The sequence below is a fragment of the Salegentibacter sp. 24 genome (assembly GCF_004362395.1).
Taxonomy (GTDB): Bacteria; Bacteroidota; Bacteroidia; order Flavobacteriales; family Flavobacteriaceae; genus Salegentibacter.
Genome location: NZ_SNWE01000018.1, coordinates 25185 through 38425 on the forward strand (window position 1 = coordinate 25185; position 13241 = coordinate 38425).

General features: G+C 37.8%; 11 protein-coding genes. 3 read left to right on the plus strand and 8 right to left on the minus strand.

Annotated features, from left to right (window positions below; all coding sequences use genetic code 11):
- Positions 1-151 precede the first annotated feature (151 nt).
- The 4 genes from DET49_RS13080 to DET49_RS13095 form a co-directional block, all read right to left on the minus strand.
- On the minus strand, positions 152-2419 hold the full coding sequence (locus DET49_RS13080) for an aconitate hydratase (RefSeq protein ID WP_133548523.1): 2268 nt from the start codon (positions 2417-2419) through the stop codon (positions 152-154).
- A 570-nt stretch (positions 2420-2989) separates the two neighbouring features.
- Positions 2990-3943: an AAA family ATPase gene (locus tag DET49_RS13085; protein WP_133548524.1), complete on the minus strand. Its 954-nt coding sequence runs from the start codon at positions 3941-3943 to the stop codon at positions 2990-2992.
- 10 nt (positions 3944-3953) lie between these two features.
- The gene (locus DET49_RS13090) at positions 3954-5411 is read right to left on the minus strand and encodes a peptidylprolyl isomerase (RefSeq protein WP_133548525.1); all 1458 of its coding nucleotides are present in this window, start codon (positions 5409-5411) and stop codon (positions 3954-3956) included.
- Complete coding sequence (locus DET49_RS13095; RefSeq protein WP_243729655.1) at positions 5374-6204, minus strand: peptidyl-prolyl cis-trans isomerase; 831 nt, start codon at positions 6202-6204, stop codon at positions 5374-5376. Before DET49_RS13095 ends, DET49_RS13090 begins: the two co-directional genes overlap by 38 nt.
- A 266-nt stretch (positions 6205-6470) precedes the next feature.
- On the opposite strand from DET49_RS13095, the gene DET49_RS13100 reads away from it, so the two are divergent.
- Together DET49_RS13100 and DET49_RS13105 are read left to right on the plus strand one after the other, a co-directional pair.
- Positions 6471-6929, plus strand: coding sequence for an SRPBCC family protein (locus DET49_RS13100; RefSeq protein ID WP_317130322.1), 459 nt, complete (start codon positions 6471-6473; stop codon positions 6927-6929).
- Between the two features lie 63 nt (positions 6930-6992).
- Positions 6993-7523 (plus strand): OmpH family outer membrane protein, encoded by a 531-nt coding sequence (locus DET49_RS13105; RefSeq protein ID WP_133548527.1) that lies wholly within the window; start codon positions 6993-6995, stop codon positions 7521-7523.
- Between the two features lie 82 nt (positions 7524-7605).
- Here the strand turns inward: DET49_RS13105 and guaB are convergent, their stop codons facing one another.
- The 4 genes from guaB to DET49_RS13125 all read right to left on the minus strand — a co-directional run bounded on the left by guaB (position 7606) and on the right by DET49_RS13125 (position 11866).
- On the minus strand, positions 7606-9078 hold the full coding sequence (gene guaB, locus DET49_RS13110) for an IMP dehydrogenase (protein WP_133548528.1): 1473 nt from the start codon (positions 9076-9078) through the stop codon (positions 7606-7608).
- Positions 9079-9171: 93 nt separating this feature from the next.
- Complete coding sequence (locus DET49_RS13115; protein ID WP_133548529.1) at positions 9172-10035, minus strand: hydroxymethylglutaryl-CoA lyase; 864 nt, start codon at positions 10033-10035, stop codon at positions 9172-9174.
- A gap of 124 nt (positions 10036-10159) precedes the next feature.
- A complete protein-coding gene (locus tag DET49_RS13120) occupies positions 10160-10774 on the minus strand; it encodes a LysE family translocator (RefSeq protein WP_133548530.1) in 615 nt (204 codons plus the stop codon).
- A 69-nt stretch (positions 10775-10843) separates the two neighbouring features.
- On the minus strand, positions 10844-11866 hold the full coding sequence (locus DET49_RS13125; RefSeq protein WP_133548531.1) for a quinone-dependent dihydroorotate dehydrogenase: 1023 nt from the start codon (positions 11864-11866) through the stop codon (positions 10844-10846).
- 110 nt (positions 11867-11976) lie between these two features.
- Between DET49_RS13125 and pepT the strand changes: the two genes are divergently transcribed.
- The gene (gene pepT / locus DET49_RS13130) at positions 11977-13218 is read left to right on the plus strand and encodes a peptidase T (RefSeq protein WP_133548532.1); all 1242 of its coding nucleotides are present in this window, start codon (positions 11977-11979) and stop codon (positions 13216-13218) included.
- The last annotated feature ends 23 nt before the right edge of the window (positions 13219-13241 follow it).

Sequence of the window (13241 nt, forward strand, 5' to 3'; positions counted from 1 at the left end):
AGAGGCTGATCAAAATTAGCTTTTCTGTCATTTTAACTCTTTTTAAAACCAAAGATTTTAAGGAGCTAACCATGAACCGAGTTCGGTTCTGGGTGAGATAGATTGCTTGAGTTTTAATCAGCCTCTTTAAATACTATAAGACCGGTCTTAATTATGCAGCATTCTGCTTTTTAATTAAGTTTAAAGCAGAACCATGTTTATACCACTCTATCTGAGGCTCGTTATAAGTATGGTTTGTTTTAATCGTGTCTTTACTGCCATCAGCGTGAACGATCTCTACGGTAATTTGCTTATCTGGAGCAAATTCTTCAAGATCGATAAAGTTAAAGGTATCATCTTCCTGAATAAGATCATAATCGGCCTCATTGTCGAAAGTTAAACCTAACATCCCTTGTTTTTTAAGATTGGTTTCGTGAATACGAGCAAAAGATTTTACAAGTACTACTTTCACTCCAAGGTGACGCGGCTCCATAGCTGCATGCTCTCTTGAGGAACCTTCCCCATAGTTATGATCCCCTACCACAACTGTTGGAACACCTTCTTTTTTATATTCACGCTGTACAGCGGGCACACCATCGTATTCACCGGTAAGTTGGTTTTTTACAAAATTTGTCTTTTTATTAAAAGCGTTAATCGCGCCGATAAGACAATTATTGGAAATATTATCTAAATGACCTCTGTAGCGTAACCACGGACCAGCCATAGAAATATGATCGGTAGTACATTTTCCAAAGGCTTTGATCAACAATTTAGCTCCTGTTAGGTTTTTTCCGTCCCAAGGCTCGAATGGAGTTAATAATTGAAGTCTTTCACTATCTTGTGCTACTTTCACTTCAACTGTTGCTCCATCTTCATTTGGTGCTAAGTAACCAGGATCTTCAACTGCAAAACCTTTGGTTGGCAATTCAATTCCTGTTGGTTCATCTAACATCACTTCTTCGCCGTCTTCGTTAATTAGTTTATCACGGGTAGGGTCAAAATCTAAACGACCTGAAATTGCGATTGCCGCCACCATTTCAGGAGAACCTACGAAGGCATGGGTATTTGGATTACCATCAGCGCGTTTAGAGAAGTTACGGTTAAAAGAATGAACAATCGTATTCTTTTCCTCACCTTTTCTGTCACTTCGGTCCCATTGACCAATACAGGGTCCACAGGCATTGGTAAAGATAGTTGCGTCAAGGTCTTCAAAAATTTGCAACAAACCATCCCGCTCTGCTGTAAACCGAATTGTTTCCGACCCTGGATTAATACCAAAATCAGATTTAGCCTTTACCTTTTTATCTACAGCTTGTTTAGCGATTGATGCCGCACGGGTAAGGTCTTCATAGGAAGAGTTAGTACATGAACCTATTAATCCCCAATCTACGTTAATTGGCCAATCGTTTTCTTTTGCCTTAGCTCCCATTTCAGAAATAGGTGTTGCCAAATCGGGAGTAAATGGCCCGTTAAGGTGGGGTTTTAGCTCAGAAAGGTTTATTTCAATCAGTTCATCAAAATACTGCTCTGGGTTTGCGTAAACTTCATCATCTCCGGTTAGATGTTCGCTGACCTTGTTCGCTGCATCCGCAACATCGGCTCGGTTGGTAGCACGCAGGTAACGATCCATAGATTCATCGTATCCAAAAGTTGAAGTGGTTGCACCTACTTCTGCTCCCATATTACAAATGGTACCTTTCCCTGTAGCTGACATAGACCGGGCTCCTTCCCCAAAATATTCTATTATTGCCCCGGTTCCTCCTTTTACAGTTAGAATTCCTGCTACTTTTAAAATCACATCTTTTGCAGCGGTCCAACCAGAAAGACTTCCAGTTAGTTTTACACCAATAAGCTTTGGAAACTTAAGTTCCCATGGCATTCCGGCCATTACGTCTACCGCATCAGCTCCACCAACACCAATTGCAACCATTCCAAGTCCACCGGCATTTACCGTATGAGAATCAGTCCCAATCATCATTCCCCCAGGGAAAGCATAGTTTTCTAAAACCACCTGGTGAATAATTCCTGCACCAGGTTTCCAAAATCCAATTCCGTACTTATTAGAAACAGATTCAAGGAAATCAAAAACTTCGCTACTACTTTTATTTGCTGCCTGTAGATCAATTGCTGCTCCCATTTTGGCCTGAATAAGATGGTCACAATGTACCGTGGTGGGTACAGCAACCTGTTTTTTTCCAGCTTGCATAAATTGCAATAAAGCCATCTGGGCCGTTGCATCCTGGCAGGCAATCCTGTCTGGAGAAAATTCTACATAGTCTTTACCTCTTTGGTAAGCTTCTTTCGCTGTTCCATCCCATAAATGCGAATAAAGAATTTTTTCTGAAAGGGTCAAAGGTTTTCCAACTACCTCCCGTGCAGTATTCACACGTTCGGCCATTTGGCTGTAAACCTTCTTAATCATATCAATATCGTACGCCATTTTATTGTGTATTTAGTTCTCAAAAAGTCTCGCAAATTTAAGAATTTCGAACGGATTTTGAAAATTAGAGGTGATTATCAAAATTTAATGAAAATAATTTTTCTTTTCATAATTTATGATGCTATAAATTTAACTAAACTTAATAAATGAATTGAATATTATGAATTTCGTAAAATAAAGAATTTTTATTTTAAATAAATCAATGTATAATCGAAAAGAATTTAAAATTTAAACCCATTCTTGATAAGGCATATTATGCATTACCTGAGTTTCTAAAAATATTATTCTGAAGATGAAGTAATTTTTTTCTACGAAATAAATAAACCACCGGTGCGAAAAATGGAAGTATAAACATGGAAATTATCTAGAATGTTTTATTATTTAGTTTCTGCCTAAACATATCTATTACTATAAATAACAAAAAAATAAAAAGAAGGCCTGTGGCAGTCCAGTTTAGATAACTACTAAGAAGCATATCCAAACCCAAAACATTCGTAAAAAAATCGCTTCCCATTAATAGGTAAAAGAGAACACCTAATAAAACCCTATATTTAATAAATATTGGTACCATTAAAATAAATCTCTGATAATTTTTTCTTCTGAAATTCCTTCGGCTTCTGCCTTATAGTTTTTAATGATTCTATGACGTAAAATTCCTATGGCGACTGCCTGTACATCCTCAATATCGGGCGAAAACTTTCCATTTACCGCCGCGTGCGATTTGGCACCCAGAATTAGGTTTTGTGAGGCGCGTGGACCCGCACCCCAATCCAGGTAATTCTTTACAAATCCCGGAGCGTTTTCTGAATCCGGTCTTGTTTTTCCAACTAGTTTTACAGCGTATTCCACTACGTTATCAGCTACCGGGATTCTACGAATTAATTGCTGAATTTCTACGATTTCTTCAGCAGAAAATAAAGCGTTAATCTTTTGTGTTTTATCTGAAGTTGTGCTTTTAACTACATCGACTTCTTCTTGAAAACTTGGATACTCCAGCAGGATAGAGAACATAAACCTATCCAGTTGAGCTTCAGGCAAAGGATAAGTCCCCTCCTGCTCTATAGGGTTTTGCGTGGCCAGTACAAAATAAGGATTAGCTAAACGGTAATTGTGCCCGGAAACAGTTACAGACCTCTCCTGCATTGCTTCTAATAAAGCAGCCTGAGTTTTAGGCGGGGTCCGGTTTATCTCATCGGCAAGAACGATATTTGAAAAAACCGGGCCTTTTATAAATTTGAAATTCCGCTTCTCATCCAGTATTTCTGCGCCAAGAATATCACTAGGCATAAGATCTGGGGTGAACTGAATTCTTTTAAAATCCAGACCAAGAGCCTGGGAAATAGTGTTCACCATTAATGTTTTAGCTAAACCGGGGACTCCAACAAGCAGCGAATGCCCTCCTGAAAAAACCGAAAGCAGAATCTGGTTTACAACCACATCCTGCCCTATAATAATTTTGGCAATTTCTTTCTTTAATTCCAGGTGCTTAACGACCAGGTTTTCTACAAGAGCAACGTCTGACATTGATAGAATACTATTTTTTTAACCAGTTACTGGTATATTCACAGTCTTTAAATTTCCCGTTCACTTTAATATAAGTATCGCCAATTTTTTCTTTCTGCCATTCTTCAATAGCTTCTAATTGCTTATCACGAAGTGCAAGTTCCTTTATTTTAGAATAATCCGTTGCATAATTTGCTTCGTGTTCAGGAATTCTTTGATTTACCTTTATCAGTTTAAAATATGGTCGCCCTGTTCTATCCTGATCTCGTAGTATTAGGGAAAGTTCCCCTCCCTGTAACTCTCCAACTTCATCATATAATTTAGGATCTATTTTAGAAAGCTCAAATCGTGTATCTCCAGTTCTGGGATTAATAAGTTTTCCTCCATCGGCTCTGGTCTCTTCTTCATCCGAAAATCTACGGGCAGCTTCTGCAAAATCAATGGTTCCCTTTTCAACCATCGTCCTAATACTATCAATTTTTGTCTTAGCTTTTTCAACCGATTCGTTGGTCACATCAGGAATACGCAAAATATGTCTAAGATCCACCTGCTGGCCTCTAATTCTATCTATTTGGATAATATGATATCCAAATTCTGTTTCAAATGGTTCGCTTACCTCACCTTCCTGTAAACTAAAAGCGACATCTTTAAATTCTTTCACGAAATTATCTTTACGGGAAAGCGTAATTCTACCGCCGTCTCTTGCACTTACAGGGTCTTGTGAATACAAAATGGCTTTGGTTGCAAAACTGGCATCATTTTCTAAAATATCGGCCCGGTACTCGTTTAAACGATCGATTACATTTTGTTTTTGACTTTGTGGTATTTCAGGTTTAATCACAATTTGAGAGAGTTCTATTTCCTCACCAAAAACCGGGAGTTCATCTTCTGGAATACTCTCATAATAAGCTCTTACTTCCTGAGGAGTAATGGAAACACTTTCTATAATTTTTTGCTGCATACGGCTTGCAAGCTGGCGTTCCTTATTGAGCTCAAACAATTCACTTCTAAATTCCGCTTCATTTTCTTTATTATAAAATTCCAGGACTTTTTCCATAGAACCTACCTGTCGAACCATTTCAGATATTTGCTGATCAATATAATTATTAACCTCGGCATCCATTATTATAATACTATCCTGAATAGCATGGTGCGCGTAGAGTTTATTCTCCATTAGCGAACCTGCGAGTTGGCAATCGGTTACATCGGCTGTAGACATTCCCTGGCTTTCCATATCCTTATACATCATAGCTACATCACTATCAAGAATGATATAATCCCCAATTACAGCTGCAATTCCATCTACCTTTCTTCGCTCTGAATTGTCTACCTTAGCAATAGTATTTCGAGCGATTTCATCTTCAGGTTGAATAGAGGTACTATCGGTCACAATAACATCTTGCGAGTACCCGGTAAAGCCAAATAAAACGGCTAAAATTAAGCCGCATGTTTTAATTATAGATTTCAAATTGTTCATTTTTAATTGCATCTTTTGTAATATCTTTTTCAAGTTCTTTTATTAGGTCAAGCTTTTGCTTGTTAAGCAAAATCTTTTCTATTGTTGGCTTAGCATACTCAAAGGGAGCATCCTCCCCACGTTCCAACACATCTTTTACATAGATCAAATATACACCTAATGAATCTTCTACCTGAAGAAAATTAGATTTGTTTAAAAGCTCCTCTCTATGATCCGCAGTTAAAGCAGGTATCTTATCGTAAACTGTTTTTAATTTTACCCAAACAGAATCATTTAAAGCATAACTTTTAAACTGAAGTGAAAGTTTGTTCAGCTCCTGTTTATCCTTCCTTTTATAGCGGGTCAGGTAAGATTTCACTTCCTTTAAATTCGTATTACCTTCTAACAAGTTTACATACCTCAATTTCAGCAGATCTTCAGTAAGTTTGAAATTCCCTTTATTTTCTTCAAAATAGCCCTTCATTTCTTCCATTGGAATGGTACTATCCAATTTTCTACTCACTACAGCATCTTTGTAAGCACTAGTATAAAGCTCGTTTTTATAATTCTCAATTAAATCTCTGAATTCTCGCTGCTGACTTTCGGGGAGGTTTAGCTGTGCCCTATCTATAAGCAGTTGCTGGGTAGCCCATCGGGTAATATAATTAGAGACTATAATCGCACTATCAGTTTTAGAGGTATTTTCGTTTATTAAAGCATTAATATCTTCCTCATATAAATAAGATTCATTAACTCTTACCAGAATTTTACGGTCTTCCTCTTTCTCAAAGTAAGAACATCCTGCCAGCAAAAAAAAAGCAGGCAAAAAACATATAAATAAAAGTGACACCTTCAAATTCATTGGTTATTGACACAGCAATTTACATACCATTTTCAAATGAATAACAGCCTTTAGTTTGCGCGTGAACAAAAATAAGAATTCATTTAGGTTCTACAAGCTTATGTTTAAACGATTACAGGTAGTTAAAATTATAATTATCGGTTTAGTTGTTTTAAATATCTTAAATGTGTTTCTTTTTAATTCTTTAAGCAGAATTTAAAAGTTAACTTTTCACTGAATTAAAAATTTTAATGATGAAATATACTACTGAGATAAAAATAGCAAAGCCCAGAAAAGAAATTGTTGAAGCATTCAAAAATCCAGATAATATGAAGCACTGGCAACGCGGTTTTATTTCTATGACCCCCATCAGTGGAAATTTAGGAGAAGAAGGTTCTAAAAATATGTTGCAATACAAGATGGGAAAACGTGAAATTGAAATGGAAGAAACCATTATTAAAAATGATCTACCAAATCAATTTCACGCCAATTATAAAGCCAAAGGGGTTTATAATATTCAGGAGAACTTTTTTGAAAAAACACCTGAAGACCAAACCCTGTGGATCTCCCATAATGAATTTAGGTTTAACGGGTTTATGAAATTAATGGGTATTCTTATGCCAGGAGCCTTTAGAAAACAATCATACCAATACATGATGGATTTTAAAGCATTTGTAGAAAAAGGTCATAGTGTTTTAAAAGAAAAATAGTTTTAAGAAATTTAGTATGAATAATTAAAAGCTGCTATTATATTTGCCAAAAACTATATTATTATGATACGAAGCAGTTTATTGATTGTCTTTTTATGTTTTAGCGTTTTTGCAAACGCACAAACCAAAGTAGGAACCATAGACACTGACTATATCCTTGCCCAGATGCCTGAAATGGAAGAAGTCAATGAAGGATTGAAGGCCTACGACAAACAATTACAAGAGGATTTCCAGGATAACATAAAAAAATATGATACGCTTGTAAAGAGCTACCAGGCCGATGCTGAAATTCTTTCTGATAGCGTTCGCCAGGAAAGGGAATCTAAAATAATAGAACTGGAGAACTTAATTAAACAATTTAGACAGCGAGCTCAGGTTATGATGCAGTTGCGCAGAAATGAACTTACCAATCCGCTTTATGATAAAATTGACGCCGCCATGCGAGAAGTCATTATAGAAGAAGGTTACACTCAAATCCTTCACGCCGGAGGAAACAGTCTTGCCTTTTCAGCTGAAGAATATGACATCACCCAAAAAGTCATGGATAAAATGGGAATTAAAGCATCCACACCTGTAACGACTGAAGATAATTAAAATTATAGCTTTTAAGCACAAAGAAAAGCCCTCCTGGATTTTAAAATTCAGGAGGGCTTTCTTTATTTATTAAGATAATAAATTACCTGCTATAATTCGGCGATTCATTGGTAATGGTCACATCATGAGGGTGGCTCTCGTGAATTCCGGAAGAAGTAATTTTTACAAATTTTGCATGTTCTTTAAGGGTGGGTATGTCTTTAGCACCGCAATAGCCCATTCCGGCTTTTAGCCCCCCTACGAATTGGTGAATACTCTCTTCTAGTTCACCCTTGTACGGCACACGACCTACAATTCCTTCTGGAACCAGTTTCTTAATATCATCCTCCACATCCTGAAAATAACGGTCTTTAGAACCCTTTTGCATGGCCTCTACAGAACCCATTCCGCGATAAGATTTAAATTTTCTTCCTTCGTAAATGATGGTTTCCCCCGGAGATTCTTTGGTTCCTGCGAGCAAAGAGCCTAACATCACACAATCCGCGCCTGCTGCTAGTGCTTTTGGAATATCCCCCGTATATCTAATTCCCCCATCAGCGATAACCGGAACACCACTTCCTTTTAAGGCCGCCGCAACTTCCAGTACCGCCGAAAACTGTGGAAAACCAACACCTGCAACCACTCTTGTAGTACAAATTGAGCCAGGTCCAATCCCGACTTTAACTGCATCTGCACCGGCTTCCGCCAGGTATTTAGCAGCTTCAGCAGTGGCGATATTTCCTACAACTATTTCCAAATCAGGAAATTTAGCTTTTACATCTTTTAAAACCGAAACCACCCCTCTGGTATGTCCGTGAGCGGTATCAATAATAATAGCATCCACTCCCGCATTCACCAGAGCTTCAGCGCGTTCCACAGCATCTGCAGTTACCCCGATAGCCGCGGCTACACGAAGTCTTCCAAAGCTATCCTTATTGGCATTCGGCTTTTGGGTAAGTTTAGTAATATCCCGAAAGGTGATAAGACCAACCAATCTATTCTCATTGTTGATTACGGGTAACTTCTCGATCTTGTACTCTTGTAAAATATCTTCTGCCTGATCCAGAGAGGTTCCCTCGGCAACTGTAACCAAATTTTCAGAAGTCATCACTTCAGAAATTGGTCTTTTATTATTCTTTTCAAAACGCAAATCCCGGTTGGTTACGATTCCCAACAACCTCCCCTGCTCATCAACTATAGGAATACCTCCAATGCTGTGTTCTCGCATACTTGCTTTAGCATCACTAACCGTTGCCGTAATTGGCAGTGTAACCGGATCTATGATCATGCCGCTTTCGGCACGTTTAACTTTACGCACTTTGAGCGCCTGTTGCTCGGCCGTCATATTCTTATGCAGCACACCAATTCCTCCTTCACGAGCCATTGCAATAGCCATTCTGGATTCGGTTACTGTATCCATAGCAGCAGAGACAATGGGAACGTTAATAGAGATGTTTTTAGTGAATTTCGTGCGAATACTTACGTCCCGAGGTAATATTTCTGAGTAAGCTGGAACAAGCAATACATCGTCGTAAGTAAGGCCTTCTCCTAAAATTTTGGATTCGTGTGCGATCATAGCAATTAAAGATTTAATTGCGTGCAAATATACGATTTTTAAAGCAAAAACAGCTTTAAAACTCTTTAGTATTCAGAAATTTAAATTTGAGGATTAATGATAAGCATTAAAAATTTTGGAAGCTTCATTATAGGCCGACTCAAAACTGGTCATTTTAATATTGGAGTCTGCTTTTTTTGAATTAAAGTAGGAAATCATTTTTTCTGTAGGCATATTCCCTGTTAATTCATCTTTAGCCATCGGGCAACCCCCAAAGCCCTGAATTGCCCCATCGAACCTACGGCATCCGGCCTGGTAGGCAGCGTGAATTTTCTCATGCCACCTGGTAGGCGTGGTATGAAGATGGGCTCCGAATTCTATTTCCGGATATTTTGGAATTAAATTTGAAAATAAATATTCAATAATATCTGGAGTGGAACTTCCAATAGTATCAGATAAAGAGAGGATTTTCACTCCCATAGCCGAAAGCTTTTCAGTCCATTTCCCTACAATATCTACATCCCACGGATCGCCGTAGGGATTTCCAAAACCCATCGAAAGATAAGCCACAACTTTTTTGTTAGACTTTTCGGCAATTTCAAGGATCTCCCTTAAAATATCTACCGATTGAGCAATAGTTTTGTGGGTGTTTCGCATCTGAAAATTTTCAGAAATAGAAAAAGGGTAGCCCAGATAATCAATTTCCTCGTGTACCGAGGCGTCCTGCGCACCCCTTGTATTGGCCACGATAGCCAGCAATTTACTTTTGGTAGCAGAAAGATCTAATTTGGACAAAACTTCAGCCGAATCGGCCATCTGTGGAATCGCCTTTGGGGAAACAAAACTTCCAAAATCTATAGTATCAAAGCCGCAGCGCAACAAAGCCTGAATATACTGCACTTTTTGGTCAGTAGGAATAAAGGTTTTAATGCCCTGCATTGCGTCTCTGGGACATTCAATAAGCTTGATTTTATCCATATCTCCAAAGATAGTATTTTAAGGATTATTTAAAAACGGATAAGAATTAATTCATTTTATTTAACTGAAAGCTTCATAAAAGCTATTGTACTAAGTTTCTAACAAGAAAAAAGTAATTCAAACCTCAAATTAGTATAAAGACCGCGATTCCCACAAAAACCACGATTTGCAAGTATTTTAAAATTACCCCAGAAAGTTCGTGTTCTTTAAGGTAAGTTGAAATCTTCCCGGCCAGCAAAGCTACGCTGCCAAATATTATTATGGTTAAAATCATAAAGATCGTTCCCAGGGTATAAAACTGTATAAGGGTATTTCTGTTTGGCTCCCATAGAAAGCCAGGAAAGAAAGCCAGAAAAAATATCGTAACCTTCGGGTTCAGGACATTCATTATAAAGCCCTGCTTAAACAGGGAGAAAAGAGATTTTTCTTTTATTCCATCGGCAGAATAAGCGATTTCTGGGTTGCTTTTATAAACCTGAAATGCAAGGTATAAAAGGTATACCGCTCCGAATAGTTTGATTATAAAAAATAATATATCTGAGCTCTTAATTATTGCTGAAACCCCAAAAGCTACAAGACTGGTATGAACTATAATCCCAGAGGCAAGTCCCAAAGCAGTAACAAAACCGTGTTTCTTTCCATTAGCCATTCCCTGCACCATCACATATACAATATCAGGCCCGGGTGAAATAGTAAGAATTACCGACGCGGTTAAAAAAGGAATTAGTTGTTCTAACAAAATTTATATTCTTTCCGATTTTTTATTTAAAGCCAAATAATAGACTATAGTAAATCTGGATCATCTGTCCTATGCTTCTTTGGTTAAAATGGCGCGGTTAATCTTCTTTATCAACCCCGGACCCTCATAAATAAATCCGGTGTAAAGCTGAATTAAACTAGCACCAGCTTCGAGTTTTTCCAAAGCATCTTCAGCAGAATGAATTCCGCCAACGCCAATAATAGGAAAAGCTTTATTACTTTTTTCAGAAAGAAATCGGATCACTTCTGTAGCACGATTTTTAAGCGGTTTTCCGCTTAGCCCACCTGTTTCGTTCTTATGTTCAGATGTTAAGCCTTCCCGCGAAATAGTGGTATTTGTGGCAATTACTCCTGCTATATTTGTTTCTTTTACAATATCAATAATGTCCATAAGCTGGGCATCAGTAAGATCAGGTGCGATTTTTAATAAAATCGGTTTCTGCTTTGGCTTTTCAGCATTTAAGTTTTGTAGGGTTTTCAACAAATTGGTAAGGGGCGCTTTATCCTGTAATTCCCTTAAATTTGGCGTATTGGGCGAACTAACATTTACCACAAAATAATCTACAAAATCATATAAAGCATTAAAACAAATGGTATAATCCTCTACCGCTTTCTCATTTGGTGTCGCTTTGTTTTTCCCAATATTCCCACCAACCAAAACATTCCTGTTTCTCTTGAGTCTTTCAACTGCTGCCTCTACCCCATCGTTATTAAAACCCATTCGGTTAATAATGGCATTATCCTCTTTTAACCTGAAAAGTCGCTTTTTCTCATTTCCGGGTTGTGGTTTTGGGGTTAGGGTTCCTATTTCAATAAAACCGAACCCGAGATCGGATAATTCCTGAAAAAGCTTGGCATCCTTATCAAAGCCCGCCGCCAAACCCACTGGGTTTTTAAATCTCAAACCAAATACTTCACGGGCTAACCTTGGATCTTCCACCTGAAATTTATTTTTCATAAACTTCTTAAAAGCACTGGTTTTTCCGATTTTTTTTAAGGTTTTGAAGGTGAAATGATGCACCCATTCCGGGTCAAACCGAAATAATAAGGGACGAAGCGTAGATTTGTACATAATAGTTGGTTTGTGCAAAAATAGGAGAAATCATAAAAATCAAGCAGTAAATCTTAAAAGGTTTTGAGCCTGAAATACGAATGTTTAATTTTGAATCAAATTCCTAACCAATGATCAATAAACAGCGTATCATAGATCGCTTCATTAGCTACATAACAATAGATACCCAGAGCGATCCCGAAAGCCAAACCACACCGAGCACTAAGAAACAATGGGTCCTAGCCCGAAAATTAGCCGAAGAACTAGAGGAAATGGGAATGACCGAGGTCAGTATAGATGAGCACGCGTATGTAATGGCTACACTTCCTGCAAATGTTCCGCATAAAGTCCCAGTTATTGGGTTTATTTCGCATTTCGATACTTCTCCCGATTTTAATGCGAGCAATATTAAACCTCAAATTATTGAGGATTATGATGGCCTTGACATTATTTTGAACAAGGAAAAAAATATCGTTCTATCTTCTGAATACTTTGATGATTTAAAGCAATATAAAGGCCAAACTATTATCACGACCGATGGCACCAGCTTATTAAGCGCTGATGATAAGGCCGGAATTACAGAAATAATGACGGCGATGAAATATTTGCTGGACAACCCTGATATTGCTCATGGCAAGATTCGAGTTGGATTTACCCCAGACGAGGAAATTGGTCGCGGTGCACATAAATTTGATGTTAAAAAGTTTGGCGCAGCGTGGGCCTACACAATGGATGGCAGTCAAATAGGTGAATTGGAATTTGAGAATTTCAATGCAGCGAAAGCTATTGTTAGAGTTCAGGGAAAAGCAGTACATCCAGGATACGCCAAAGATAAGATGGTGAACAGCCAATATATTGCGGTAGATTTCATCAATTCACTACCAAGATTGGAAAGTCCTGAACACACAGAAGATCGACAGGGATTTTTTCATTTAAGTGATATTAGAGGTGATGTAGAAGAAACTGTTTTGGAATATATCATTCGAGATCACGATCTAGGTCATTTTAAGGCCCGCAAAGAAATGATGCAGGACCTGGCCTCAGAGATTTGTTCCCAGTATGAAAATGATTGTATTTCTGTTGAAATTACCGATCAGTATTACAACATGAGGGAAAAAATTGAACCGGTAATGCACATTATAGAAATTGCCGAAAATGCGATGAAAGCAGCAAATATTGAACCCCTTTTAAAACCAATTAGAGGAGGAACCGATGGAGCTCAACTGAGTTATATGGGACTACCCTGTCCTAATATTTTTGCAGGTGGACATAATTTCCACGGAAAATATGAATATGTACCAGTAGAAAGTATGCAAAAAGCCACTGAAGTGATTGTTAAAATAGCCGAACTGACTTGCGAAAAATATAAATAAAAAAATGCCTTTAACACTTAAGA

What these genes read in the sequence shown, in the direction of transcription:
- pepT (WP_133548532.1), top strand. Translation starts at nt 11,977, where the DNA reads ATGATCAATAAACAGCGTATCATAGATCGCTTCATTAGCTACATAACA.
- DET49_RS13090 (WP_133548525.1), bottom strand. Translation starts at nt 5,411, where the DNA reads ATGCAATTAAAAATGAACAATTTGAAATCTATAATTAAAACATGCGGC.
- DET49_RS13080 (WP_133548523.1), bottom strand. Translation starts at nt 2,419, where the DNA reads ATGGCGTACGATATTGATATGATTAAGAAGGTTTACAGCCAAATGGCC.
- DET49_RS13115 (WP_133548529.1), bottom strand. Translation starts at nt 10,035, where the DNA reads ATGGATAAAATCAAGCTTATTGAATGTCCCAGAGACGCAATGCAGGGC.
- DET49_RS13105 (WP_133548527.1), top strand. Translation starts at nt 6,993, where the DNA reads ATGATACGAAGCAGTTTATTGATTGTCTTTTTATGTTTTAGCGTTTTT.
- DET49_RS13085 (WP_133548524.1), bottom strand. Translation starts at nt 3,943, where the DNA reads ATGTCAGACGTTGCTCTTGTAGAAAACCTGGTCGTTAAGCACCTGGAA.
- DET49_RS13125 (WP_133548531.1), bottom strand. Translation starts at nt 11,866, where the DNA reads ATGTACAAATCTACGCTTCGTCCCTTATTATTTCGGTTTGACCCGGAA.
- DET49_RS13100 (WP_317130322.1), top strand. Translation starts at nt 6,471, where the DNA reads ATGATGAAATATACTACTGAGATAAAAATAGCAAAGCCCAGAAAAGAA.
- guaB (WP_133548528.1), bottom strand. Translation starts at nt 9,078, where the DNA reads ATGATCGCACACGAATCCAAAATTTTAGGAGAAGGCCTTACTTACGAC.